23 protein-coding genes are annotated in these 26,727 nt (G+C 49.8%); 4 read left to right on the forward strand and 19 right to left on the reverse strand.

Annotated features, from left to right (window positions below; translation table 11 throughout):
* Positions 1 to 212: 212 nt before the first annotated feature.
* From arsC to JJQ72_RS03760, 8 genes are all read right to left on the reverse strand, one after another.
* Positions 213 to 632: an arsenate reductase (thioredoxin) gene (gene arsC / locus JJQ72_RS03725; RefSeq protein ID WP_138225648.1), complete on the reverse strand. Its 420-nt coding sequence runs from the start codon at positions 630 to 632 to the stop codon at positions 213 to 215.
* Between the two features lie 27 nt (positions 633 to 659).
* A complete protein-coding gene (locus tag JJQ72_RS03730) occupies positions 660 to 1,958 on the reverse strand; it encodes an arsenic transporter (protein ID WP_208202817.1) in 1,299 nt (432 codons plus the stop codon).
* Between the two features lie 211 nt (positions 1,959 to 2,169).
* Positions 2,170 to 2,493 carry an ArsR/SmtB family transcription factor gene (locus tag JJQ72_RS03735; protein WP_138225646.1) on the reverse strand — a complete coding sequence of 108 codons (324 nt, stop codon included), beginning with the start codon at positions 2,491 to 2,493 and terminating at the stop codon, positions 2,170 to 2,172.
* A 107-nt stretch (positions 2,494 to 2,600) separates the two neighbouring features.
* Positions 2,601 to 3,353, reverse strand: a complete 753-nt coding sequence (gene pstB / locus JJQ72_RS03740; RefSeq protein ID WP_138225645.1) for a phosphate ABC transporter ATP-binding protein PstB — start codon at positions 3,351 to 3,353, stop codon at positions 2,601 to 2,603.
* 18 nt (positions 3,354 to 3,371) lie between these two features.
* Entirely contained in the window at positions 3,372 to 4,259 is an 888-nt protein-coding gene (gene pstA / locus JJQ72_RS03745) for a phosphate ABC transporter permease PstA (protein ID WP_138227719.1), read from the reverse strand.
* A 10-nt stretch (positions 4,260 to 4,269) separates the two neighbouring features.
* The gene (gene pstC / locus JJQ72_RS03750; protein ID WP_397330940.1) at positions 4,270 to 5,187 is read right to left on the reverse strand and encodes a phosphate ABC transporter permease subunit PstC; all 918 of its coding nucleotides are present in this window, start codon (positions 5,185 to 5,187) and stop codon (positions 4,270 to 4,272) included.
* A gap of 86 nt (positions 5,188 to 5,273) precedes the next feature.
* Positions 5,274 to 6,284, reverse strand: coding sequence for a PstS family phosphate ABC transporter substrate-binding protein (locus tag JJQ72_RS03755; protein ID WP_347880717.1), 1,011 nt, complete (start codon positions 6,282 to 6,284; stop codon positions 5,274 to 5,276).
* A gap of 247 nt (positions 6,285 to 6,531) precedes the next feature.
* Positions 6,532 to 6,870 carry an LSm family protein gene (locus JJQ72_RS03760; RefSeq protein WP_138225643.1) on the reverse strand — a complete coding sequence of 113 codons (339 nt, stop codon included), beginning with the start codon at positions 6,868 to 6,870 and terminating at the stop codon, positions 6,532 to 6,534.
* A gap of 153 nt (positions 6,871 to 7,023) precedes the next feature.
* Here JJQ72_RS03760 and JJQ72_RS03765 point away from each other — a divergent pair, with 153 nt between their 5' ends.
* Positions 7,024 to 7,299, forward strand: a complete 276-nt coding sequence (locus JJQ72_RS03765) for a GNAT family N-acetyltransferase (RefSeq protein ID WP_233281187.1) — start codon at positions 7,024 to 7,026, stop codon at positions 7,297 to 7,299.
* A gap of 53 nt (positions 7,300 to 7,352) precedes the next feature.
* Here JJQ72_RS03765 and JJQ72_RS20415 read toward each other — a convergent pair whose 3' ends face one another.
* Entirely contained in the window at positions 7,353 to 8,213 is an 861-nt protein-coding gene (locus JJQ72_RS20415) for a C40 family peptidase (protein WP_243895847.1), read from the reverse strand.
* A 697-nt stretch (positions 8,214 to 8,910) separates the two neighbouring features.
* Here JJQ72_RS20415 and JJQ72_RS03775 point away from each other — a divergent pair.
* The 3 genes from JJQ72_RS03775 (at position 8,911) to JJQ72_RS03785 (ending at position 12,592) form a co-directional block, all read left to right on the forward strand.
* Entirely contained in the window at positions 8,911 to 10,863 is a 1,953-nt protein-coding gene (locus JJQ72_RS03775; protein WP_208202883.1) for an endonuclease MutS2, read from the forward strand.
* A 122-nt stretch (positions 10,864 to 10,985) separates the two neighbouring features.
* Entirely contained in the window at positions 10,986 to 11,849 is an 864-nt protein-coding gene (locus JJQ72_RS03780) for a class I SAM-dependent methyltransferase (protein ID WP_138227715.1), read from the forward strand.
* Positions 11,850 to 11,851: 2 nt separating this feature from the next.
* On the forward strand, positions 11,852 to 12,592 hold the full coding sequence (locus JJQ72_RS03785; RefSeq protein ID WP_208202818.1) for an RluA family pseudouridine synthase: 741 nt from the start codon (positions 11,852 to 11,854) through the stop codon (positions 12,590 to 12,592).
* Positions 12,593 to 12,670: 78 nt separating this feature from the next.
* Here JJQ72_RS03785 and JJQ72_RS03790 read toward each other — a convergent pair whose 3' ends face one another.
* The 10 genes from JJQ72_RS03790 to JJQ72_RS03835 all read right to left on the reverse strand — a co-directional run bounded on the left by JJQ72_RS03790 (position 12,671) and on the right by JJQ72_RS03835 (position 26,419).
* Positions 12,671 to 13,093: a MarR family transcriptional regulator gene (locus JJQ72_RS03790; protein WP_138225640.1), complete on the reverse strand. Its 423-nt coding sequence runs from the start codon at positions 13,091 to 13,093 to the stop codon at positions 12,671 to 12,673.
* Between the two features lie 300 nt (positions 13,094 to 13,393).
* Positions 13,394 to 15,850, reverse strand: a complete 2,457-nt coding sequence (parC, locus tag JJQ72_RS03795; RefSeq protein ID WP_208202819.1) for a DNA topoisomerase IV subunit A — start codon at positions 15,848 to 15,850, stop codon at positions 13,394 to 13,396.
* A gap of 11 nt (positions 15,851 to 15,861) precedes the next feature.
* A complete protein-coding gene (parE, locus tag JJQ72_RS03800) occupies positions 15,862 to 17,838 on the reverse strand; it encodes a DNA topoisomerase IV subunit B (RefSeq protein ID WP_208202820.1) in 1,977 nt (658 codons plus the stop codon).
* 93 nt (positions 17,839 to 17,931) lie between these two features.
* Positions 17,932 to 18,921, reverse strand: coding sequence for an ABC transporter permease (locus tag JJQ72_RS03805; RefSeq protein WP_138225637.1), 990 nt, complete (start codon positions 18,919 to 18,921; stop codon positions 17,932 to 17,934).
* A complete protein-coding gene (locus JJQ72_RS03810) occupies positions 18,914 to 19,882 on the reverse strand; it encodes an ABC transporter ATP-binding protein (RefSeq protein WP_208202821.1) in 969 nt (322 codons plus the stop codon). Before JJQ72_RS03810 ends, JJQ72_RS03805 begins: the two co-directional genes overlap by 8 nt.
* 64 nt (positions 19,883 to 19,946) lie before the next feature.
* A complete protein-coding gene (locus JJQ72_RS03815) occupies positions 19,947 to 20,840 on the reverse strand; it encodes a GDSL-type esterase/lipase family protein (protein WP_208202822.1) in 894 nt (297 codons plus the stop codon).
* A 481-nt stretch (positions 20,841 to 21,321) separates the two neighbouring features.
* Positions 21,322 to 22,011, reverse strand: a complete 690-nt coding sequence (locus JJQ72_RS03820; protein ID WP_175415257.1) for a CAP domain-containing protein — start codon at positions 22,009 to 22,011, stop codon at positions 21,322 to 21,324.
* Positions 22,012 to 22,194: 183 nt separating this feature from the next.
* The gene (locus JJQ72_RS03825; RefSeq protein ID WP_138225634.1) at positions 22,195 to 22,656 is read right to left on the reverse strand and encodes a GNAT family N-acetyltransferase; all 462 of its coding nucleotides are present in this window, start codon (positions 22,654 to 22,656) and stop codon (positions 22,195 to 22,197) included.
* A 128-nt stretch (positions 22,657 to 22,784) separates the two neighbouring features.
* On the reverse strand, positions 22,785 to 24,647 hold the full coding sequence (locus JJQ72_RS03830; protein ID WP_138225633.1) for an ABC transporter ATP-binding protein: 1,863 nt from the start codon (positions 24,645 to 24,647) through the stop codon (positions 22,785 to 22,787).
* On the reverse strand, positions 24,644 to 26,419 hold the full coding sequence (locus JJQ72_RS03835; RefSeq protein WP_138225632.1) for an ABC transporter ATP-binding protein: 1,776 nt from the start codon (positions 26,417 to 26,419) through the stop codon (positions 24,644 to 24,646). Before JJQ72_RS03835 ends, JJQ72_RS03830 begins: the two co-directional genes overlap by 4 nt.
* Positions 26,420 to 26,727: the final 308 nt, after the last annotated feature.

Raw genomic sequence — 26,727 nt, forward strand, 5'->3', positions numbered from 1 at the left:
TACCATGGGTTCAACTCTGTATCCTTTATAAACCTGACAAAGCATTGCAAAAGTGGTGACTCCTATAACTGAAGGTCTTGTTTCTTTACTATCCATTGTACTATGGATTGCTAGTAATCATTATCGTTTCTCTGTTTCAACATCTATAATTACGAGCGTTTTTTGACCGAAAAAAAAAGCAGGGAATAGCTCCCCGCTTCTTAAGTCTGTTTTTATTGACCCGTTGTTGCAAACTGCTGAATACGGCTGCCGATCTGATCGCGCACACGCTGGAATACCGCCCATTTCTCTTCTTCATTCCCCTGTGCCTTGGCAGGATCATCAAAGCCCCAGTGCTCACGGCGGACATGCGGAGGCGTCATGGGGCACTTATCCGCAGCATCCCCGCATAAGGTAACAACGAAGTCGGCACGGTTAAGGAGATCCATATCAATAATATCTGAGGTTTGATTCGAGATGTCGATTCCGACTTCAGCCATAGCTTTGACTGCGTTGGGATTCAGGCCATGAGCCTCAATGCCTGCGCTGTACACATTCCATTCCTCTCCGAGATGCTTTTTCGCCCAGCCTTCTGCCATCTGACTTCTGCAGGAATTACCTGTGCATAAAAAATAAAGTGTTTTCTTATCCATTTTACTCTCTCCTTCACATGTCTTATTTCATTGAAGTATAGCTAGCCATATACATAATCCCAAAAGGGTAATGCACAAGGTCGGAATGGTCAATGTAATCCCCGTCTTGAAGTACGTGCCCCAACTGATTTTGACTCCTTTGCTGGAGAGCACATGCAGCCAGAGCAGCGTTGCGAGCGAGCCAATCGGCGTGATCTTCGGACCCAAATCCGAGCCAATAACGTTAGCATAAATCAAGGCTTCCTTGATTGCCGCGGTGGTGTTCGTGGCCTCAATCGCCAGTGCGTCAATCATAACAGTAGGCATGTTATTCATAATGGAAGATAGAATCGCTGCAATGAAGCCCATGCCGAACGTTGCCGCGAGCAATCCCTGATCTGCAATGCCTTGAATCTGCTGCGCCAGCACATCCGTCAAACCGACATTGCGCAGGCCGTATACGACCACATACATACCGATGGAGAAAAACACGATCGCCCATGGTGCTCCTTTGATCACTTCTTTGGTTTGTACAACCGGACTTTTTGAAGCCATCAGCAGGAAGAAGATCGCGATAAAGCCCGCTACAATGGATACCGGAATCCCTATAAATTCACATACAAAATATCCGGCCAGGAGCACGCTCAATACGATCCAGGATAACCGGAACATTGCCGGGTCCTGTATAGCAGACGCTGGTGATTTCAGCTGTGTGCCGTCAAAGGTACGCGGAATACTTTTGCGGAAGAACAAATATAGCACGAGAATACTGGCTCCAAGCGCAAACAGATTTGGCACAAACATTCGGCTGGCATATTCGATGAACGTTATCCCGAAAAAGTCAGCAGACACAATGTTGACCAGGTTGCTGACTACCAGCGGCAAGGAGGTGGTATCGGCGATAAATCCACTCGCGATAATAAATGGAAATACATTCTTTTCATCCAGGTTCAATGCCCGCACCATCGCCAGGACAATCGGGGTCAGGATCAGAGCAGCACCATCATTGGCGAAAAAGGCGGCTACCACCGCGCCAAGCAATGTTACATATACGAACATCCGGATGCCTCTGCCGTCGGCCGCTCTCGCCATATGGAGCGCTGCCCATTCAAAGAATCCGATTTTATCCAGGATCAAGGAAATGATAATGATCGCGATAAAAGCCAATGTCGCATTCCAGACAATTTGAGTGACGGCCCAAACATCGTGAAAATCAACCACACCGACCAAAAGCGCCAGCACCGCACCACCACAGGCGGACCAGCCGATCGACAGATTTTTAGGCTGCCAAATAATAAGGACTAGCGTAATGATAAAGATGAGACTTGCCAGAACAACAGATAACACAATGCTTTCCCCCTAGTTTGTAATCCCCGTACCTCCAACATTAATTTGTACCTGTTTACCCTCACGTATGCGGTCTCCTAAATTACCATATCATAATATACTTATACGTAGGGCGTTCAGAACCCTGGACGAAGGAAGCATACACTGAGCACTATTCTTAGCCTTCAGCGCCTCCAGTTTCCGGATGGTCCTGCTGTCTTGCATGGTTGTATTAGCATTGAGAGCTGGGTTCTTTCTTGCCGAGAGATGACATAACCGCTTCATAATCCGGCATTTGATCGAGCACAGCTTTCAGATACGGCTTATCTTCCACATTGAGGGAATAGTGTACCCATTGGCCGCGACGTGCCTCACTGACAATGCCCTGAGACTTCAGCTTGCGGAGATGCTGGCTGATGCCGGGCTGGGAGACGTCCAGTAAATCCACCAAATCGCACACACACCACTCCTTCTCCTTCAGGAGAATAAGCATTGTCAGACGTGTTTTGTCTCCGAGCAGCTTGATTCGGTCAGCCATTTGTTCGATGGACTCCATGTCTCATCCCCCCTCTTTTGCAGGGAACTAAAACCGCTAGCTCCACAAGACTTATAAGCGTATGATTATATACTACAAGATGAACGGGATGAAAATCAACAATAAGATTAACCGAAGCGACCTTCGATGTATCTTTCGGTTCTTTCGTCTTCCGGATTTCGGAACAGCTTCTCCGTCTGATCATACTCCACCAATTCTCCGTTGAGAAAAAATCCGCACTGATCAGAAACACGTGCAGCCTGATGCAGGTTGTGCGTCACCATGACGATCGTATACGTATGACGCAGTGTCTTAACCAGCTCTTCGATCTTGAGCGTCGATAACGGATCGAGAGCAGCGGTGGATTCATCCATAAGCAGGATATCAGGATTGACAGCCAGAGCACGGGCAATGCATAGCCGTTGCTGCTGTCCACCTGAAAGCTGAAGCGCCGGCTTTTTCAACAGATCCTTAACTTCATCCCACAGCACCGCCGATTTAAGGCTGCTCTCGACAATCTGATCCAATTCCGCTTTCTTCGTAATGCCATGCAGCCGAGGACCGTAAGCAATATTATCGTAAATGGACTTAGGGAACGGATTGGGCTGCTGAAACACCATACCAACCCGTTTGCGCAGCATTTCCACACTAATCTGATCATCATAAATCTCATGACCCATAATGCGAATACTGCCTGTAATATTTACATCCGCAATGGAATCGTTCATCCGGTTAATGGTTCGCAGCAGCGTCGATTTACCGCAGCCCGAAGGTCCGATAAACGCTGTGATTGACTGCTTGGGAACATCCATAGTGACGCTTTTGACCGCGGGCTGCTGCCCGTAGGAAACAATCAAATCTTTCATCTCGATGGCACTCATAGTATGAATCTCCTTATCTTACAGGTTTTTCTGGAATCTATTTCTCAGCACAACCGCCAGCATGTTCAGGCTCAGCAGCATAATTAGCAAAATGATGATACCGCTCGCAGCCAGATCATGGAACTCGGTTTGCGGCTTAGAAATCCAGTTATAAATCTGAATCGGAAGCACTGTAAATTGATCCAGCAAGCTGTTCGGCAAAAAGGCAACATAGGTTAACGCACCGATCATGACGAGCGGAGCCGTCTCTCCGATTGCGCGTGAAATAGCCAAAATAATACCGGTCAAAATACCAGGAAACGCAGATGGCAGCACAGACCGCTGTACGGTTTGCCACTTCGTTGCTCCTAATGCCAATGAAGCATCTCTGCGGGAAGAAGGAACTGCCTTAATGGCCTCCTGCGCCGATACAATAATAACTGGAAGCACAAGCAGGGTCATTGTCAGTGCGCCGGAAAGCAAACTACGCTCCAGATTCATCCCTCTGACAAAAATGGCAAGACCCAGAATACCGTAAACAATGGATGGGACGCCAGCAAGTGTGCTGATATTCAGCTGAATGAGCCGTGTCAGCTTATTTTTCTTCGCATACTCTTCCATGAAGATGGCGGCTCCTACCCCAATCAGGAAGGATATCGGCGCCATGATACAAACCATATAGAACGTTCCGATGAGTGCCGACTTCAATCCGGAGCCGGATGCTCGGCGAGAAGGATAATTCGTGAGCAGCTCGGGACGAAGCGTAGCCAGTCCGTCTATTAAAATATCAATAATCAAGACCATCAGTGCCAATATTCCGATTGAGGTGGCTCCGAGAAACAGGATCTTGGTCCATTGATCTCTTTTCTTTCTTCCGCGTACCTGCTGATGTGCTTTAGAAGGCTGTCCGCCCGGTTGCAATGCCATGCCGGCCATGTTAGTAAACCTCCCTAAATCGTTTAGATACTGCTGCAGCAACAATATTCAGCAGAAGTGTAATAACAAACAAGGTAAGACCGACTGCAAAAATCGAGCCGTATGCCAGTGAGCCATGCGGTGTATCTCCCAGGCTGACCTGTACAATGTAAGCGGTCATCGTCTGGATACTCTCCAAGGGACTTGCAGTCAGCTGAGGTGTCGCCCCCGCTGCAACTGTAACGATCATCGTTTCACCGATTGCCCGTGAGAAAGCCAGAACAAAGGAGGAGATAATCCCGGACAGCGCGGCCGGCAATACAACCTGAATCGCTACCTCGAATCGAGTCGCTCCCAAAGCATAGGCTCCGTGTCTCAAGCTTTTCGGTACAGCCTTCATGGCGTCCTCGCTCAAGGAGGAAACCATCGGAATAATCATAATACCGACCGCGATCCCGGCACTAAGTGCATTAAACAGGCTCGTACCCGGCAGCAAGGTTTGAAGCACCGGTGTAATAAAGCTTAAAGCGAAATAACCGTATACAATCGTCGGCACTCCAGCCAGAACCTCCAGAACCGGCTTGACGATCTTGGCAACCTTCGGGGAAGCATATTCACTCAAATAAATCGCAGTTGCCAAACCTACTGGCAGAGCAATACAGCAGGCTATCAACGTTACCAGCAGCGTACCGAACAACAGCGGAATGACTCCGAAGCTGACAGGCTGGATCAACGGCGCCCAAGTGGTGCCCGACAGAAATTTGAATACATTGACTTCTTTAAAAAAGGCAACAGATTCTGTCACAAGCGTGTAGACGATACCGATTGTGGTAAAAATAGATACGAGTGCACATAAAAATAATAAAACAGGCATAGCATACTCAATAGATCTAGGCTTGTTCGAGCGAAATGGATGCTCTCCTGACAATTCCTTATTCATCATAGCTCTCCTCTTCAAAAAAACTAAAGCGTGTGTGACAGCTCTCTTGTCGCCAAGAGAGATCACACACGTTTTAAGTTACCGATTTACTTTAACTTCGCAAGGTTCTCCTGGTACATTTCTTCAGGCAGTCGAATGTATCCTACTTCTTCGGACAATTCTGCAGCGTTGTTCAAGTAGTATTCGATGAATGCTTTCAGCTCTGGCTTCTCCAGCATTTCCTTGTTTACATAAACGAACAACGGTCTGGAGAGCGGTGCATATGAGCCATCATTAATCGTTTCGTGTGTAGGTTCGATTGGACCACTGCCGCCGTCGATTGGAACAACCTTCAGCTTGTCCTTATTTTCTTCGTAGTAAGCGAATCCGAAGTAGCCCAGTGCATACTTTTCACCAGCGATGCCTTGTACCAGGGTGTTATCGTCTTCACTGAATGTCACCTGTGCGTCGTTACGGCTTTGCTGTGCTTCCTCGTTAATCGTTTCTGTGAAATAGTCGAAGGTTCCGGAGTCAGCACCTGGAGAAAAGATTTTGATCTCTTCAGCAGGCCACTCGCTGCGAACGTCGCTCCACTTGGTTACTGTGCTGCCTGGCTTGAAGATGCTGTGCAGCTCTTCGACAGTCAGGTGATCTACCCAGTCGTTCTGCGGGTTCACGAGTACGGACAAGCCGTCATATGCCACTTCCAGCTCTACGTATTCAACGCCTTGAGCTTTAGCAGTTTCAGCCTCTTCATCCTTGATTGGACGGGAAGCATTGTTCATTGCTGTTTCACCGTTGGCAAAGCGCTTAAATCCGCCGCCAGTTCCGGATACACCTACAGTTACACGTACGTCGCCGTTCTCTTTACCAAATTCCTCTGCAACAGCTTCAGTGATCGGATATACGGTACTGGAACCGTCAATTTCAATGGTACCAGACAGTTTTGCAGGTTCTTCAACTTTAGTTGTTTCGGTATTGGCAGTACCCGTGCTCTCTGTGTTCGTGTTAGTACCTCCAGTACTCTCTGTACTTTCTGTCCCCTCTGAACATGCAGTCAGCGACACCGCCGCAGCCAGCAGCATTACCATGTAAAACCGTTTCCCCTTCTTCACGATCCCCATCACTCCTAAATATTTTTAATTGCTATCTACATGTCCCATTATCGAACGTTTATGTTAGCGACAATCCATACTTTTGTTAACGTTATGTAAATTGTGAATTTAATGTTGAAGGGGCTCGAAAGCGAACAGCATTTGTCTAGCTCATAGCAGCAAAAACACACTGTACCGGGAACAGTGTGTTTTTGCTGCTATGCGGACATGTCATACATCCCATTATAGATGCAGTTTTACTCAGACCAACTCAGACAAGGAGCAGCGTCAACGTCAGCAGGTCAAAAAGCGCTAACGGCAAAATCACATTCGAAGGGTAATAGGGCGGCCGGGGTCTAGGCGGATAATAGCCTCCCGGATACGGATAATAGCCGCGGGATTGAACCGGCTCCATACTAATGTAAATAAACGTTTTGTCATAACCGACCAGTGTCCCCTCCAGCACCTCTTGATCCACCGTTTCAATACGAACCTTACGGTTTACAGCATTCTGCAGCGCATGATGAACCTTGGACTTGTGCTGCTTCATTTGCTGCGCCATGTGCTGGTCACACTGATACAGCAGTTGATGGCCGGTATGTGTAGACATGAACATCACTCCTTCAAGTTTCCTATGTGGGCATTGTATGCGGTTAGCCTCCATAGGGTGAATGCCTATGTGATTAAGGTTTCGTTTTTGTTTATGGAGGGTAATGATTCATCTGCCTAACCATCTGTCATTTATACAACGGGAGGGATATTTATGGCTGACATGATCGCCGAAGAGGGTCGCTTTGCGATCCATGATCAAGATATGACTCAAGCAGAGGTAACCTACTCTTCTCAGGGAGAAGGAACAATCAGCATTGATCATACTTATGTAGACCCGAAATTTCGGGGACAAGGTCTCGCAGGAAAGCTCATACAGGAGGTCATTCAGCATGCCCGGAAGAATCATCTGAAGATTATTCCTGCCTGTGCTTATGCGCAGCATCATTTTGAAACTCATCCGCAGGACCAGGACGTGCTTCACTCCTGACACAAAAAAAGCTGTCTCTCGCCTCTGAGGGCTGAGAAACAGCTTTGACTCTACTATAAGATCCGGTTAGCACCGTTATATTTCGGTCCCCAATATGAACTGCCGAGGCTGTCCACTTTGACTCCGCTGCTGGCTGCAGAAATAAACTGATTATTTCCAATATAAATGCCAACATGCGATGTTGAAACCTTATTTGTAATAAAGAATACGAGATCTCCTGGCTGAAGATCGCTTTTAGCTACAGGCGTTCCTACATTCTTATGCATTCCAAGTGAACTATGCGGCAAGGAGATCCCCTGCTTGGCAAATACATACTGAACGAACCCTGAGCAGTCGAATCCGGACGGAGAGGTTCCTCCCCACACATATTTCGTTCCCAAATACTGCTTGGAAATAGAGATGACCTCGGCTCCCTTGGATGCTTCCGGCTCAGGTGCAATATAGGCCGGCTTGTAGCTGCCTCCATCGGTATTGATCATGGCAATCTGATTGGCTGCATTCCAGGACACTTCATGTCCAAAGGCCTCCGATACAAACCGAACCGGCACGTAAGTCACTCCGTTTACAATTCGCATCATCGTATCCATCTTTACCTTGTCAGATCCGATCTGTGCATAGCTGGAGCCCGCGTGCAAGACGGCTTTCCAATCGCCTTTGACAATGGTCACTTTCGTCAGCTCTTGACTCTTCTCAAAATGAACCTCGGCTCCTAGATCCTCCGCAACCATTCGAATCGGAACCTGGGTGAAGCCCTGATCATCAACGAAAGGTCCCACTCCCGTAAATGAAACCAATGCGTCGTTGATTTGTACCTGTATAGATGACATTGCAGCATGTGTTGTGTTAGGTAATAGTGACATACTGGTTACAGCAATCGTTCCTGCAACCATCACTTGCTTGAACCACTTATTCATCGTTTTAAAAAATCCTCCCCCGCAGCTTCCAGGCAGCTCCAGCAGTAAATGATGGAGTCCCTGTACCATACGTGCTGTATGTATGGTTCCAGCTCTTTTTAACCAAGTCTACCCACTTAAAGTAACATACGGGGATTAGGTGTGCAGATTTCAAATGTGTCTAAATAGTGAATTAATGAATGTTTTGTAACCTTTATGATTCATTTTGATACTATTTTGAAACAACTGGAAATTCATTGGATAAGTTTGGAGATAGACAGCCCTTGACTTGGCAGAACCCAGGAATTAAAATATTGACCAAACCTTCTTTAAGGAGAGATTTTAATGTTGGTGAATGTTCTTAACTAACCCAATTTCATATGCTCTGATGAATTAACATGGCGCTTGTGCCCTTTGGGACAGGCTGTATTTGTTTTTCCATTCTGATGAGCTGTGCAATGTAGTTAAGAACAACGGAAACCCATTGAAGCCAGGAAGGTGTGTTTTAATCTGGCAGATTGTCCATCCGTGCTGCTTAGCAGTGCGGATTTTTTGTACCCCCTGCTCCTTCTTCAGGAGCGGAGTCAACGGACAGCTGCTGATTGGAATCCTTAACCGAGAGGGCAGAAAATGAACCTTTGTTCATTTCTCTGCCCTTTTTTTGTTGTCTAAATATCGGTTAAGACTAGCTCAATGATTAAATTAAGGAGGATCTATGATGACAATCACCACCAATCAAGCCCTGCAATACGAACAGATGAAGGAAGAAGTTCTGCGTTACGCTCAATCTTATCGCGGTGCACAATATGTAACGGCAATGTCACCCCAGCAAAACCTTCGGGCAGCAAAGAATGTCATGGAGGAAACCGAAGAAGCCGCTGCTCTGCTCAAGTCCGGGGCCAGCGTACCGCTGCCGGCTATGGAAGGAATGGAACAGATTTTACAGCTGCTAGGCACAGGATACATTTTGCAAGAAGGAGACTGGATGCAGCTGCAGCAGTTTCTCAGAAGCGTCAAGCAGCTGCTTCGGTACATGGAGACAAAGCGCGGAATTGCGCCGGTGATCAGCTCCTATGCCGCATCCATGTCGGAGCTGCCTGGGCTGCTCATGGAAATTGAGCGATGTATTTATGCCGGACGTATCCAGGATCACGCCAGCAAGGAGCTGTCCAAGATTCGTAAAAAGCTTCTGCTTACCGAAGATAAACTAAAGCGAAAGCTCAGTTCTCTCTTGCTTAAGCACCGGGAGCTCCTCCAGGAAAGCCTCGTCAGTCAAAGAAATGGTAAATACGTCATTCCGGTCAAAAAAGAGCATCGCCGCCTGATCCCGGGTGTCGTTATGGATGAATCAGCCAGCGGACAGACCGTGTACATCGAACCGGCCGATGCCGCGGCGCTCAGCGGGGAGCTTAGCTTGCTGCAAGCGGATGAAGCTAGAGAGGAAAATATAATATTAAGTCTATTGACCGCCAAAGCAGAAGCGCATCTGACGGAGCTGGCTCACAATGCAGAGGCGGTCGGACAATACGATTATATCCTGGCCCGCGGTAAATACGGATTGTCAATCGGAGGTCAACCCGTAAAGCTAAATGATGAGGGCGTGATCTCCTTACGCCAAGTTCGTCACCCCTTGCTTCATAACAGTATGATTCCGTTAGATGTTGAAATGGGCGGCACCTGCCGCGCTCTCATCATTACCGGACCCAATACCGGCGGCAAGACGATGACACTCAAAACGGTCGGCCTCGTCACATTAATGGCTCAATCCGGTTTATTCATCCCTGCTGATGAAGGCAGTATGTGCAGTATATTTCGTGAAATTTTTGTAGACATTGGAGACGGACAGAGCCTGGAGCATGCACTGAGCACCTTTTCTGCCCATTTGGCACAGATGAAGCGGATCCTCGACTCGGCAGATCATCGTTCTTTGATTCTGCTAGATGAAATGGCTTCCGGAACCGATCCTGGAGAAGGCATCGGGTTGTCCATCGCGATATTAGAAGAGCTTCATCGACGACGCTGTATTATTATGGCGACTACTCATTTTAATGAGCTTAAGCATTTTGCCGCAAATACGCACGGCTTTCAGAACGCACGAATGGAATTTGATCTCCATACACTCGCTCCAACGTACAGGCTGCGCATTGGCGAAGCCGGAGAAAGCTATGCACTAATCATAGCGGCCCGGCTTGGCATCTCGAAGGACATTATTACCAGATCGCTTGAACTTCGCAGCAGCCATCAGGTACATCCTATCGGTACGCCATCATCTGAAGACGGCCGTGAAGAAGAGATCGTGGAAGCCGAAAGTGATGCTGAGCCTCCGTCTTCTTCTGAAGAGCCCCAGGAGGATGCTCCTGCTTTAAAAGTACAGGAAAGCAGATCTCCATTTCAGGTCGGCGATGCGGTATGGATCTCATATCTGAATGCGATTGGCATTGTTTATGCTGTGGAGGATAAGCGGGGCAGGGTTGGAGTCCAGGTTCGGGACTCGAAGCTAAGAATCAATCACAAACGGCTAAAGCTGCATATTGAGGCAGCCGAGCTCTATCCGGAGCAGTATGACATGAGCATTGTGTTTGACAGCAAGGAGAATCGAAAGAAGCGCAGGCTGCTGCAGCGCAAGCATGTCGAGGGCTTAAGTATCGAGATGAAGCCGGATGAAGGATGAGCCATCACTTACTCTTGGATGGATTGCCGATTCTATTGGAGCGTAATGAAGGATTAGCATCCTTTTCACAAATTGTTGTACAATATAGACTAAATGACTTGTTGAAGGATGGTATTTACATGATGTATGTAGCAAATGACTGGAAAGACTATGAAGTAATTGACACCGGTGGCGGTGAGAAGCTGGAGCGCTGGGGAGAGGTTCTGCTGCGCCGCCCGGATCCGCAAATTATCTGGCCCCTGCAGCAGGACACCGGTCTGTGGAGAAACGTTCACGGACATTACCACCGCAGTTCCTCCGGCGGCGGCAGCTGGGAAATGAAAAAAGCGATTCCCGAACGCTGGACCATTCAATATGATCGACTCAAATTTCATATCAAGCCGACGAGCTTTAAGCATACCGGGCTATTTCCAGAGCAGGCCGCCAATTGGCGCTGGATGATGGATAAGATTGCCGGTGCCAATCGTCCGATTCGGGTGCTGAACCTGTTTGCCTATACAGGCGGTGCGACCGTAGCTGCTGCTTCTGCCGGTGCCGAGGTTGTGCATGTGGACGCTGCCAAGGGAATGGTGCAGTGGGCCAAGGAGAATGCCGCCCTCTCCGGCCTCGCTGCTTCGCCAATCCGCTATATTACAGATGACGTCTTCAAATTCGTACAGCGGGAGAAGCGTCGCGGCAATCAATATGACGCGATTATTATGGACCCTCCTTCCTATGGACGAGGACCTAGCGGCGAAACGTGGAAGCTCGAAGAAAGCTTATATCCTTTTCTTGCAAGCTGCATGGATATTGTGTCAGATCAGCCGCTGTTCATGCTTATTAATTCCTATACGACCGGAATCTCTCCAACCGTACTCCGAAATATGCTGTCGATGACCATGCAGCATAAATATGGCGGAACCATCAGTGCCGGAGAAATTGGACTGCCAATTACCCATTCCGGGCTGAACCTGCCGTGCGGAATATTGGGTCGTTGGGAGTCCTGAGGATGAGCACATCCCGTTTGCAAGGCTCTGACATTCCCGTTCTGTACGAAGACAACCATCTGCTGGGTGTCATCAAGCCGGTAAACATACCGTCGCAAGAGGATGCCTCCGGTGATCCCGATATGCTCACTTTGCTCAAAGAGGATCTCAAAGAGCGCTACAACAAGCCTGGCAATGTCTACCTTGGCCTGGTCCATCGTCTCGACCGCCCCGTGGGAGGTGCGATGGTGTTCGCAAAGACGTCTAAAGCAGCGTCGCGGCTGTCGGATGCAGTGCGCAGCCGCAGCTTTAAGAAGCTGTATGCCGCTGTGGTGCACGGTACCCTGCACCGTCCTTCGGGACGCCTGCAGGATGCACTCAGCAAGGACAGCCGCACCAACACCGTCACCGTGGTTCCTAAGGGAACGGAAGGGGCCAAGGAGGCGGTGCTGGATTACAAAGTACTTGCAGAGCAGGATGGCTTCAGCCTGCTTCTCATAGAACTGCATACCGGCCGTCCCCACCAGATCCGGGTCCAGCTCAGTCATCTCGGCCATCCCTTGTACGGAGACCAGAAATATGGCAGCCGGCAGAACAAGCCGGGACAGCAGCTAGCGCTCTGGTCCCTGCTGGTCAGCTTGTCTCATCCCGTCAGTAAAGAGCAGGTGCAGCTCCGCTCTAATCCACCCGCGACTTACCCCTGGAGCCTGTATCCAGAGAGTTTGGTTTCCTCCGCAGTAGATCAGCATTGCAGCACATCATAAACGTACGGCTGGAGCCTGAGATGATCAGGCTCCTTTTTGCTGCTGCCAAGCATGTCATTTCAGCGGGAGAACCCTCCGCTAGCCAACTTCGCGGGGCATTGTGCCCACCTTGCCTAGCAGATATACCAGCAGCTGCTGATTATGGGAAGAGATGCGATTAAGCATCTGATTTAAATATTCATTTCTGACCTGAATACCGCGCTGCATCTCCTGACGTCCGATGGTCGAAATGCTGACCCACACAATGCGGCGATCTCTCTCATCCCGCTCCCGAATAATGAGTCGGTTCTTCTCCATGCGATCCAGCAGCATGGTGACCGCAGCTGGACTTGTAGCCAGATAAGGGATGAAGTCCGAGGGCTTCATTCGCCTCCGCTCCTCCAATACCTCCAGCACAGTCAGCTGCGCCTCCGTGAGCGATGGAGCCAAGCCCTGCTCCATATGCAGCTTATAGTCTTTAGCGATCCTGGACCATACCTTGGCAAATTCATGAGAATGCATGGTTAAACCTTCCCCTTTCTAGTTTGTGATGTGTTCCCCGGATCCTCAACGATGAAGCACCCGGCAGCCCTTTTTCCGGTAGTTTATAGCGTTAAGTTTCGTCTCACAGGAAGCTTATTCCTGCCGAAAATGATAAAAAATAAAACTTCCAAGGAAGCGACAAATGCCGTCAGCCTCATCCCGACAAGGTGCTTCAGACATGCCCTGGTTTCGACATATTCATGTCACTGCACGGCTTGCACACAAAAAAGCATCCGCTCCCCAAGGTCCGGGAAACGGATGCTAAAGCATACTTTCATATTACATGCCTGGCGTTTTAAATACAGGCTGCTGAATGATGTCCTTCAGCTCGCCTTTGCGGCCGACATCCGCCAGCAGCTTGCCAATGGATTTCCGATCTCCAATGGGTGCCTGCTCGGTACTGAAATGATACAAGCTGTTGTCCTGGGCATATGCAGTCAAGGACAACGGCTCTTTACAGTAATAAGCGCCAATGAGCCGGCTTCCATTCGGTTTTACTCTCTTGCCCTCCTTGAATTCAAAGGTCACAATGCCTTTGCCTCCCCGACTCTGGGCAAGATAATCAGCCAGCAGCGAGCGTTTGCCATAGCCCAGATCACTAATCACGAAAATTTCACCCTCATCCTCAGTAACCCATAGAGCGGCGATAACCTGATCATCTTCACGAAGCTGGATGCCTTTAACGCCCCCCGATACACGTCCCATCGGGTTCACCTCGGATTCCTGAAAGCGAATGCTCATGCCGGCAGCTGTAATCAGGACCAGATCCTGATTACCCTGGCTCATGCTGACGGAAATGACCTTGTCCTCTGCTCCCAGCTTGACGGCTGCTACGGCACCAGACCGTTTGGTCTCATAATCCTTAAGCTCCGAACGCTTAACTTGACCCTTCGCGGTGACGAAGACGAGGCTCTGACGGGCCTCTTCAAAGCTGGAAATCGGAAGAACCGATACAATAAGATCCTCTTTTGCCAGCTGAATGACGTTGACGATGGCGGTCCCGGCTTCCTTCCACTTGTACTCGGGAATCTGATGCACCGGCAAGACAAAGTATTGACCCCGCTGCGTAAATATAAGCAGATTCTGAAGGGTATTCACCTCCAGCACGCGGGTGATGTAATCGCCCTCTTTCACGCCGGAGCTGTCCAGCTCACCTCCAGAGCGGGTGAAGGACATACGGCTTGTCCGCTTGACGTAGCCATCCTTGGACAGCGTAACCAGCACATCCTCTGCAGCGACCATGACCTCCAGGTTTACCTTGATCTCTTCAACCTCTTCTTGAATTTTGGCACGACGCTCGATTCCGTACTTCTCGCGAATCTCCATCAATTCCTTGCGAATGACCTGGATCAGCTTCTTATCACTGTTCAGAATTCCGCGGAGCGTGTCAATCTTCTTCTCGAGCTCATCAAGCTCCTTCTGCAGCGAGTGTATTTCCAGATTCGTCAATCGGTACAGCTGCAGCGTTAGAATGGAATCCGCCTGACGCTCGGTGAAGCCGAACATCCACTGCAGATTGTTCTGTGCATCCTGACGATTCTTCGAAGCCTTGATCGCTGCAATGACCTCATCCAGAATGTTCAGTGCCTTGACCAGACCCTCCAGTACATGAGAGCGGTCCTCGGCCTTCTCCAGCTCGAATTGAGTCCGGTGTGTGACGACCTCGCGCTGATGATCAATATAAGCCTGCAGCATGTCTTTCAAACCAAGCTGCTGCGGAGCTTTGTTCACAATGGCGACCATGTTGAAATTGTAATTGACCTGCAGATCTGTTTTCTTCAGCAAATAGGCAAGGATTCCGTTCGCATCGGCATCCTTTTTCAGCTCGACAACAATACGCAGGCCTTCCCGGCCGCTCTCATCACGAACCTCGGCAATCCCCTCAACCTTTTTCTCCAGACGAATGTTCTCCATTGCAGTGACGAGTCTTGCTTTTACAACCTGAAATGGGATCTCCTTAATTACAATCTGCTGCTTCCCGCCGCGAAGTGATTCAATCTCGGTAAGGGAACGAAGATATACCCGGCCTTTCCCGGTCTGGTATGCGTCCTCAATGCCCGATTGTCCCATGATAATTCCGCCTGTCGGGAAATCCGGTCCTTTAATAAAGGTCATAATCTCGCTCAGCTCAATCTCCGGCTTCTGCATCAAGGCAATACAAGCATCGATGACCTCCCGCAGATTATGCGGTGGAATCTCTGTCGCGAAGCCGGCGGAAATGCCGCTGGTTCCGTTGACCAGCAAATTCGGGTACCGAGAAGGAAGCACGACAGGCTCCTTGGCAGTGTTATCGAAGTTGTCCTTAAACAGCACCGTACGCTTCTCAATATCCCGCAGCAGCTCCATGGCAATCGGAGACAGGCGGGCTTCCGTGTAACGCATGGCAGCCGCAGGATCATCATCCTGAGAGCCCCAGTTGCCGTGACCGTCGACAAGCACATGCCCCATCTTCCAGGGCTGCGCCATCCGCACCATCCCCTCATAAATCGAGGAATCCCCGTGAGGATGATAATTACCCATAACGTCCCCAACCGTCTTGGCGGATTTACGGTATGGCTTGTCCGGCGTGTTGCCGGAATCGTACATGGCGTAAAGAATCCGGCGCTGCACGGGCTTTAGGCCGTCACGAACATCGGGAATGGCACGATCCTGAATTATATATTTGGAATACCGGCCGAAGCGGTCGCCGACGACCTCTTCCAGAAATGCCGGCAAAAACTGTTCTGATAAACTCATGGCTTCACCTTCTATTCCTCAAACTCTGCGAAGTTGACATTATCCACGATCCAGCGCTTACGCGGGTCAACCTTATCGCCCATCAGCGTGGATACCCGGCGCTCCGCCTTGGCAGCATCCTCAATCTGAACCTGCAGCAGCGTTCTGGATTCCGGATTCATGGTCGTTTCCCACAGCTGCTCCGGATTCATTTCCCCAAGACCCTTGTACCGCTGAAGCTCGTAGCTCTTGAACTGCTTTAAATAGTTTGCGAGCTGGGCTTCATTCCATGCATATCTTACCGTTTCCAGCTTGCCGGATTTGCTCGAAATCTTGTAAAGCGGCGGCTGGGCAATATAGACGCGCCCGGCGTCAATCAGCGGCTTCATGTAGCGATAAAAGAAGGTCAGCAGCAGCACCTGGATGTGGGCGCCGTCCGTGTCCGCATCAGTCATGATAATAATTTTGGAATAATTGCTGTCGCCTGCCGAGAATTCATTGCCGATCCCGGCGCCGATCGCTGCAACAATAGCACGGTATTCTTCATTCTTCAGAATGTCTGCAAGCTTGGATTTCTCTGGGTTCATCGGTTTGCCCTTGAGCGGTAGAATCGCCTGCAGCTTGGAGTCCCGTCCCTGCTTCGCCGAACCGCCCGCGGAATCGCCTTCGACAATAAACAGCTCTGTCTTGGTGAAGTCCTTGGACTGGGCAGGAGAAAGCTTGCCGCCCAGATTGGAGCTTTCGCTGCGCTTCTTCCCGGTACGCATTTCGTCTCTGGCCTTCCGAGCCGCCTCCCGGGCTTTAGACGCCTGTATGGCTTTCTTCAGGAGGGTCTGGGCAATCTGCGGATTCTCTTCCAGGAAGATCTGCATTTTGTCAGTGACAATGCTCTCTACCGCACTCCGGGCAGAAGCACTTCCCAGCTGATCCTTCGTTTGTCCAACGAACTCGACCTCGGACATTTTGACGCTAATAATCGCCATCATGCCTTCACGCAGGTCGCCGCCCTCCAGATTCTTATCCTTCTCCTTCAAGAGCTGGTTCTTGCGGGCGTACTCGTTCATGGCCCGGGTATACGCAGTCTTGAAGCCGGTCTCATGCGTGCCTCCGCCCCGGGTCGGGATTGAGTTTACGAAAGATGCCAGCGTCTCGGTATAGCCGGCGTTATATTGCATCGCAATTTCGACCTCGATGTCTTCTTTCTCCGCAGAGAAATGGATGACATCATGCAGTACATCCTTGCCTTCGTTCAGGAAAGCGACGAACTGGCTTGCCCCGCCTTCGTAAAAAAATTCATCCTGATTCCCGCTGCGCTCGTCCTTCAGCACAATTCGCAGTCCGGAGTTCAGGAAGGCAATTTCCTGCAGACGTTCAGCCAGCGTGTCATAGTTCAAATGGATGCCCGAAGCAAAGACCCGGGCGTCCGGCTTAAAGGTTACCTTGGTTCCGGTCTTATTCGTATTGCCCGTCACTTCAAGGCCGGTCACCGGCTCGCCTACATGCTCACGGCCCTTCTTGTCCTGCCAGTATTCAAAACGCTGACGATGAATTTTGCCGTCACGGAAAATCTCGACCTCCAGCCATTCTGACAGCGCATTCGTTACGGAAGCACCGACACCATGAAGACCCCCGGACTTCTTGTATCCGCCGCCGCCGAATTTGCCGCCGGCATGCAGGATCGTAAACACGACCTGTGGTGTCGGGATCCCGGTCTTGTGCATTCCGGTTGGAATGCCCCTGCCATTGTCTATGACGGTAATGGACTGGTCCTTGTGCAATTGGATTTCAATTCTCGTGCAGTACTTCGCCAGGTGCTCATCGACTGCATTATCCACGATTTCCCATACGAGATGGTGCAGTCCGGATGAACTTGTGCTGCCTATGTACATGCCTGGCCGCTTGCGTACTGCAACGAGGCCTTCGAGCACTTGAATGTCGTCAGCATCGTATCCCGGGCGGCCCTGGCCGCTCTGTGATGACTCTGCAAACCCATCGATCTGTTCGACCATTCATGCTCCTCCTTCTTTTCTTCGCTTAACCTTGACACAATATAAGGTGGTTTGGCTTAAAATGCAAACAAATGTTTTTATACTTTGTACATTTTAATTCAAAATATCCCTTCTCGTAAAGACGGTGAATGAAATGATCACCGCGGCAAGACCCCAAACCGCCAGCACAGCCAGTGAAAAATTCAGTGTCATGCCCTCAATTGGAGGCAATCTGCCTTCCAGATATCCTGGAAGATTCAGGTTCACCATAAACAAATATTTGGCGCTTGTCCAGGCTGATGCCATATTCGTCAAAATTGTACCAGAGATCAGCGCAGCCATCATCACGACGATGCTGGCGGCTGTGCTCCGCACCAGCACAGAAACCATAAAGGCGAGTAAAGCGACACATACACTCACAAACCAGGTCAGGCCACCCTGCATAAGAATATATTGCCACTGTGGAATCGCATGTACGGAGGATAGATCTACCTCTGTACCTGTAATCTTAAAGCCGGTAAATACGGGCAGCTGCAGGCCTTTATAGCCGAAGGCAAGTCCGGATATGCCGTATGCAAGGATATAAGTGGCCAAAATGATGAGCGAGACGAATAATATAAGCGTGATCATCTTGCTGAGCAGAATCTTCCAGCGCTTGACCGGGCGGGTCAGCAGCATTTTGATCGTGCCTGTTGTTCGTTCTCCAGACACCAGGTCTGAAGCGACAGCCATAATGAGCAGGGGAATAAACAGTGAAACCGCATTGTTCATAAATTCCCTCGTAAAGTTTACGCCTGTCGGCTGATTGGGATTTACATCCTGATCCAGATAGTACTGCATTTGCTGAATATAAATTTGCCGGTATTTTTTATATTCTTCGGGAATACGGTCACTTCCCAAGGAATTCTGATTATCAATAATGCTCTGCTGCAGCTCTAATCGCCAGTCGTCGTTAAATTTCCCTTTGTTTCGCTCTGCGGACTTGACCTGGGCATACGTGAACATGGGCACTAGGATCAGGATGACGAGAAGAATAACGTAAAAACGCTTTTTCTTGATGACCTTGATCGTCTCATTCTGGATCAGCGGCAGTATATTATTCAATGCTCTCACCCTCCGTCATCTGCAGGAACAGCTGTTCCAGTGTAGGATTGATCCGGCTGACACCGAACACCTCAATACCTGCTTCCATCAGCTTGCGAACCGCTAGAGGAGTCATGTCCTCCGACAGTATTGTGACCAGTGCCTTCTGTCCCATTCCAGCCAGGACAGAATCATCCAGCACCTCGCCAGGCTTCTCGATAATTTCACAGCCCTCTACTGTGGACAAAATGGATTGAGCCTCCGCCTGGGAAGACACATGCCAGATGACATAGCCGGAGCTTCCCGCAATCAGATCCTGAACTCCGCCTACAGCCAGCACGGAGCCCCGGCTAATAATGGCTACCCGGTCGCACAGCAGCTGGATTTCACTAAGAAGATGGCTTGATACAAACACCGCCAAGCCCTCCGCAGCCAAGCGATGAATGAACTGTCGCATTTCCTTGATGCCCTTGGGATCCAGACCATTGGTTGGCTCATCCAGAATTAACAGCCTGGGCCGGCCAAGAAGTGCCTGGGCAATTCCCAAACGTTGACGCATGCCGAGGGAATAGGTGCGAACCTTGTCGTGAATCCGTTTATCCATTCCGACAATGTCAACAACCTCTGCGATCCGCGCCGCATCCACACCCGGCTGCATTCTTGCAAAGTGCTCCAGGTTCTCCCAACCGGTCAAATAGCTGTACATCTCCGGATTTTCGACAATAGAGCCGACATATTGCAGCGCCTGCTCCTGCTGCGTGTTTACATTGTAGCCGCAAACCTTAATCACGCCTTCGGTCGGTTTAATCAAATCCACCAGCATGCGGATCGTTGTTGTTTTACCCGCACCGTTAGGACCCAGAAAACCAAACACCTCTCCGGCGCGAATATCAAAGGTTACATCCTTGATAATCCATTTTCGCCCGATCTTTTTCTTCACATGATTCACAGACAGCACGATTTCATCTGACGCATGTTGCATACCTTGCAGCTCCTCCCGTGAGTTCAGTGGCTTGAATAAAGAAGTGTAAACAGGTCATCCTCGGCTATTGAAGGCCTTGCGCGATTCGATCTGCGATCTGCTGATAGCCTTCTCCATTGGGATGGAAATGGTCTCCGGACAGATACTGCTCCAGTTTACCTTGAAACAGATCAAAGGTCGGAATCAACATCGCATTGGCATCTTCATTAATAACCTGCTGGGCCGCATAATTCCAGGATGAAACAGCCATATTCCCAGGCAGCAGCAGCCCTTCAATATCTCCGAACGGATGATAAAGCCCCAGGTATAGAATGCGGGCGGTAGGATTGATTTCACGGATGGACTGAATAATCTGCTTCAGCCTTTCCGTTGCGGCAGGAATCTCCTGCACCAGCTGCTCCGGATCCAATGCAGCTTCCCCGCTTTGGGCTTGAGCATTATCCGTAAGTCCGCTGTTTTGAAACAGATCATTTCCGCCAATGGACAATAGAATCAGATCTGACTTCTCCAGCGCATATTGCATGCCCGAATCCTTCAGATTGGATAGCAATCCCTCCGTTGTCAGTCCGTTGATGGCCAAATTGTTTAACAGCTCACTCTGGACTCCGATCTCATTCAGTCTTGTGATGCTGCGCCGAACATAACCTTCTCCGCTATTGTCTCCCGTTCCTTTCGCGAGAGAATCTCCAAGCGCAGTGACCTTGACTCGTTCTGGCAGCGGAGGCAGCACGGAGGTCTTTTCTCCGTCTTTCTCACCAGCAGGGAACTCTTCTGTTTCTGATGCGGAGCTCTCACTGGCCTCCTCCGCCTTCTCCCTTTCTGACGTCACCGGCTCGAAAGAATCAGCTGTCGGCTGATTAATATCCTGATACGCATAAATAAATCCGATGAGAAGCGTAATCGTCGCGGCGATCGAAATTGCTGCCGTCGTCCGCCATATCCATTTTGATGAGTTCAACTGTATCCCTCCGGCTGTTCATAGTCTTATCGTAGCAGTTCAAAAGGCGTTGATCCCTGCTGTATATGTACATAAACATAAAACTTCCCGTCGCATTTTGCAAATCGGCAAAAAGACAAAAAGCGGCTGTCCAAAAGATCTAGGGTCTTGCGGGATGATCTCGTTTGTTGTTATAGAGATGCTCCGCGCATATCCATTCCCCAAAACACAGGTAAGATAAAGAAACCGCCCTTTAGTAGAATGGAAGTGTCTAGCAACCATCTAAAAAGGAGCGGTCTCATTTGTACATTCAATAATAAAGACGTGGCAGTGCTGGGATCACCTCCCTGGCTCCACCACGTCTTTATTTTTTGCTTCAGATCTCACTTAAGTGAGCTGTCTCGTTAAACAAAAATCTACTTTTGAGACCGCCGCTTTCTATAAATAGTGAGCCTAAAGCCTTAGACTCCTCCGGCCTTGAGGGGAAGGCCGGACGTCTGCTTTACTGGCTAATAAATTCCTGAACCCAATGTCCGTTGTAATAGCCGACACCGATCATCGTAAAATTCGGAGACAGGATGTTCTTGCGATGACCTTCGCTGTTCATCCACGCCTTCATCACTTCCTCCGGTGTCCGTTGACCTTTAGCAATATTCTCACCGGCGTATCTGTAAGAGATTCCGTAAGCCTTCATCATATCAAATGGAGAGCCGTAGGTTGGAGATGTATGAGCAAAGTAATTGTTGCTGCTCATATCCTTTGCTTTATCTAGAGCCATAGCAGCAAGCTCCTGGTGAACAGTCAAAGACTTCAGTCCTGCCTTGGTGCGCTCCTGATTGACCAGCTCAACCACTTTGGCTTCCATAGCTGCCTGTTCGGTAGTTACGGGCGCTGCTGGCTGCTGCTTGGGCACTTCAGGCTGGCTTGGGGCTGGAGATGCGGGCTCACTAGGCTTGGTCGCTTCAGGCTGGCTCGGGGCTGGAGCGGGCTGCTGGGTTACACGCTCGCCAGGCACAAGCCATTTAAAGCTTCCATAACCCTGACTTTTTAAATATTGCTCGATTTGCTGCTTCAGTCCTGCATAGCGATCTGTCGAGGAAGCGGCAGAGGCCGAGGACGGAAAGAGCAGTCCAACGGACAACACTGCAGCCAGGCTTCCTGCCGCTGCTTTTTTCATCATATGTTTGCGCATAAGGTTCAATCTCTCCTTTGAGCTTTTTAATTTGGTTACAATTTTGTCACCAATATGTAATCATTGTAGCATGATTTAACCAATCCGCCATCCTGCAAAAGTTGGAAAGTGATGCTTCAACTGCTCTCGGAGTATAAAGAAAAACCCGGCTCCACTTAGGAGCCGGGCAAAGGAAGGGTAGGGCTACAGCTTTTTGGTGAACTGATAGCCGTTCTTTTCAAAGCCAATATGTTCGAAAAATGCATGTGCCGGGGCTAAGCCTTCCCGGTTGCCGCTTGTAAGAAACAAGAGGTTGCTTCCGTGCTGTCTTCCCCAGTTCTCTCCCCCGCGAACCAATCGTTTGCCGATTCCTTGGCCGCGGCAGTTTGAGGTTACGAACAGCGACGTAATTTGAGTGATTCTCTCCGTCATCGTGTAGGACTTGACCTGCCGAAGCATAATCATGCCTACTACCTTCCCATTCTGTTCTGCAATCAGATTGCAGTGGGACGAATTGCACGACATATTCTCCATCTGCTCCCGAATGACACTTTGTGTCGTCGGATAGGACAACTCGCGCATCAGGGACGTGACGGATTCCAGATCTCTGCTCTCATACGTTCGAATCAGCAGTGCAGGCGCAGACATAACGCTTTCCATGCTCATTTACCCTCAAGCTTCCCTTCTACTATGATATCAACTCTCCACTCTCTTATTTTCTTTCTTTCTCAGAGAGATTTCAAGTCCATATCGACAATTTTCCCCATATTGCCACAGGTTTCTTCTGCCGAAACTTACAGAAATTTGTACTGGGCCTCAATTAACCCATAATAAATTCCTTGCTGGGTCATCAGCTCGTGATGATTGCCCTCCTCCATAATGCGTCCATGATCCAGCACTACGATATGGTCAGCGTGGCGAATGGTCGAGAGCCGGTGAGCTACGATAAATGAGGTTCGCCCCTTCAGCAGCAGCTTCAGCGCCTCCTGAATTTTCAGCTCAGTCTCGGTATCTATGGAAGCCGTAGCTTCATCCAAAATAAGAATACGAGGATCCGCCAGCAGAGCCCGGGCAAAGGACAGCAGCTGTCTTTGGCCCATAGAGAGCATGTTACCGCGCTCCTCGACCTCGGTTTCATAGCCGCCTGGCATGCTGACGATAAAGTCATGGGCGCCGACAGCTTTGGCCACCTGCTCAATCTCCTCATCGGTTGCATCCAGACGCCCAAAACGAATATTGTCCCGAATGGTACCCGAGAAGATGAAGGTATCCTGGAGCACGATTCCGATCTGGCTTCGCAGACTGTCTACCGTAACTTTTCGGATATCATACCCGTCAATCGTAATCGTTCCGCTGGTGATATCATAGAAACGGCTGAGCAGATTGATGATGGTGCTTTTACCCGAGCCGGTGTGCCCGACAAGCGCGATGGACTGGCCTGCTTTCACATCCAAGTTAATGCCCTTGAGCGCTTGGCGCCCCGGTTCATATTCAAATACGACATCTCTCAGCTGAATGTTACCCTGAATCGCTGGAATTTTCTTTGCCGCTTCGGCATCGGCAATGTTCGGCTTCTCATCAATAAACTCGAAAATGCGCTCCGAGGATGCCATGGCTACAAGCAGCTGATTATACATCATGCCCAGCCGGTTAATCGGCTCCCAGAAGTTGCCGACATAGTTCGAGAAGGCAATCAGCAGGCCGATGGTCAGCTCATTGCTCTCAATCAAAGACGCGCCAAGCCAGAACAGAATTAATGTCCCGACACCGCCGGTAATTTCGATCATCGGTCCGAAGGCCTGGTTCATGGCTGAAGCTTTATCCCAGGATTTTTTGCTGTCCATGTTCATGGCATCAAAGAACTTCATGTTTTCTTCTTCTTGAGTGTATGCCTGCGTGACACGAATGCCCTGTATGGATTCATTCAAGTGCGAGTTGATCCGGGAGTTCTTTGCACGAACCTCCTGCCAGGCGCGACGAATGCGAACCCGCAGTGCGGTCGAAATCAAGAACATGATCGGAACGGTCACAATGACGGCCAGACCCAGCTTGAAGTTAATGGCCAGCAGGATGATCACAATCCCGAAGAGCTGGACACAGTCAATCATGAGGTTAACGACCCCGTTCGTAAACAAATCCTGAAGGGAGTTCACGTCATTCGTCACACGGACAAGCACAGATCCCGCCGGGCGTTTATCAAAGAAGTTAAACGACAGCTTCTGGATATGGCGGAACAAATCCGTCCGCAGATCGTAGATGACCCGCTGCCCGATAATATTCGTATACTTGATGCGGAAAATGCCGGTAATATACTGTACTACGAATAAGAGCAGAACGGCCGCAGCGATTTGATAAAGCAGGGTCAGGTTCGTGCTGCCTGTCTCGGCGCCTAATGCCTTATCTATAGCCATACCCGTCAAATAAGGCACCGTCAGCTTCGTCACCGTGCCAATCAGCATCAGGATGATGACTAACGGAATCATCTGCTTCGCATAAGGCCTCATATAGGAAGCCAAACGAGCCAGCTGCTTCCAGTTAAACGGCTTCTCAATCGCTTCATCATCCTGATACACAAAGCGTTCATTCAAGGTTTCTTTCGCCCCTGCTCCACTCGCGGAGGGCTCAGGCCGCCTCTTGCTCTTTAATCCTGCGCTCATGACTGCACCTGCCCTTCCACAGTTCCCCCCGAGCGTCTGGCGATCAGGTCGGCATATTGAATCTGATAGACATCCCGGTAAGGGCCGTCGAGCTCGATCAGCTCATCATGCTTGCCGCGCTGTACGATCACCCCTTCATCCAGAACGAGAATTTCATCAGCATGACGCAGTGAGGAAATCCGATGCGCGATAATAAAGGTCGTTCTCCCGTTCATAACCTCCTGGAACCCCGACTGAATCTCATGCTCGGTTTCCATATCGACGGCACTGGTGGCATCGTCGAGGATGAGTATTTTAGGGTCCTTCAGCAAAGCCCGCGCAATGGCGATCCGCTGCTTCTGACCTCCGGAGAGGCCCATTCCGCGCTCCCCGACCACGGTATCGTAGCCATGCTCCATCTCCATGATGAAATCATGCGCCTTCGCCAGCTTGGCTGCACGAATAATGTCTTCCATGCTTACATTTTTCATGCCGTAGGCGATATTATTGCGAATGCTGGAGGAGAACAGGAACGTCTCCTGAAATACGGTCGCGATCTGGCTGCGAAGGCTGCGGACTTTAATGTCCTTCACGTTCACTCCATCGAGCGTAATGCTGCCGGAGTTCACGTTATAAGCATGCATCAGCAGCTGAATGATCGTTGATTTACCGGAGCCGGTTCCCCCTAGCAAGCCGATAACAGATCCTGGTTTGGCATGAAGCTGAATATCTTTAACTGCCGCCATTTTGTTTCCATAAGCAAAGGTCACGCTGTCAAACACGACATGCCCCTTGACCTCATCGGGCTTCAGTGTTATGGCATCTTCACTGTCCTCAACATCGACCGGCTGATGGAGCAGCTCCAGCACCCGCTCTCCGGAGGCTTTGGATTGAGTGTAGTTGTTAATATGAAATCCAATGCCCCAAAGCGGTCCGATGATGTACCAGATCAGACTGAAAAAGGCAACCAGCTGTCCCAACGTCAGCTCCTGATTAATGACCATACGTCCACCGAACAGCAGCAACAGCACGACACTGATGTTGGCAAAGAGCTCCATTAAAGGAAAGAAACGCGCCCACAGCGCGGACGCAAAAATCTGATTGCTTTTATAACGTTCATTACGCCCTGAAAATTTAACGACCTCATGCGGCTCCCGGGCAAAGGACTTGACGGTCCGCACACCGGTAATGTTCTCCTGCACGGCCGTCGTCAGCGAGCTCAGCGCCAGGCGCATTTCCTGAAAGGCCGGATGAATCTTGGATTCAAACCGCAGCGCTGTGACGACCAGGAATGGCATGCTGATCATGGTGAACAGTGTCAGCTTCCAGCTGATGGAGAACATCATGATGGAGCCGAAGGTGACCATCATGACCACATTCAGCAGCTGCGCAAAGCCAAATCCGATAAACATCCGAATCGCTTCCAGATCTCCCGTCAGGCGGGACATCAGGTCTCCGGTCCGCGCGGTATCATAGTACCGGAAGGACAGAAATTGGAGCTTTTCGTAACAGGCGTTCCGCATTTGATAAGCTAAGAAATTACCGAGCCTTCCACCATAAAATCCGTGTAAAAATTGCAGAAATGCTTTGATCGTTACGACCCCTACGACCGTGAGTGCCAGCTGAGGCACCAGGCCGAAATTTTCCGGTCTGATCGCATCATCGATCAAACGCTGCAGCAGGTACGGGTATACCAGTCCGAGCGCGGTCGCCATCGCCAGACACAGTATGGAAAGAAAGAGATAGACTCGTTTCTCCCAAAAGAAGCCCTGCAGTTGCCTGAGAACATTCATCTTAATCCTCCCTAATCTCAATACGAACAGTTATGTAGCATTTATGAAGTTTATCACCGACTTCCAAAAGCGGCAAAGACAAAAAAAAGCGGAATTGGCGATGATCTGACCTTCTGAAAGCGTTTCGTGCAACTTATCGTTTCTTCATGATGAAATCATCGGCTTTCCTCTTTAATTCTGACAATATGGTGACATTTTCAAAAAAGCATATCACCAAGCAAAAATACCTGACATCTTAGGCGTCGGCAGCACGTCAAAAAACGGCGAAACCGGGGCTGCATGACCCCGGATTCGCCGTTTCAATATGG

It is taken from the genome of Paenibacillus sp. F411, assembly GCF_017582705.1.
Lineage (GTDB): Bacteria > Bacillota > Bacilli > Paenibacillales > Paenibacillaceae > Paenibacillus_AQ > Paenibacillus_AQ algicola.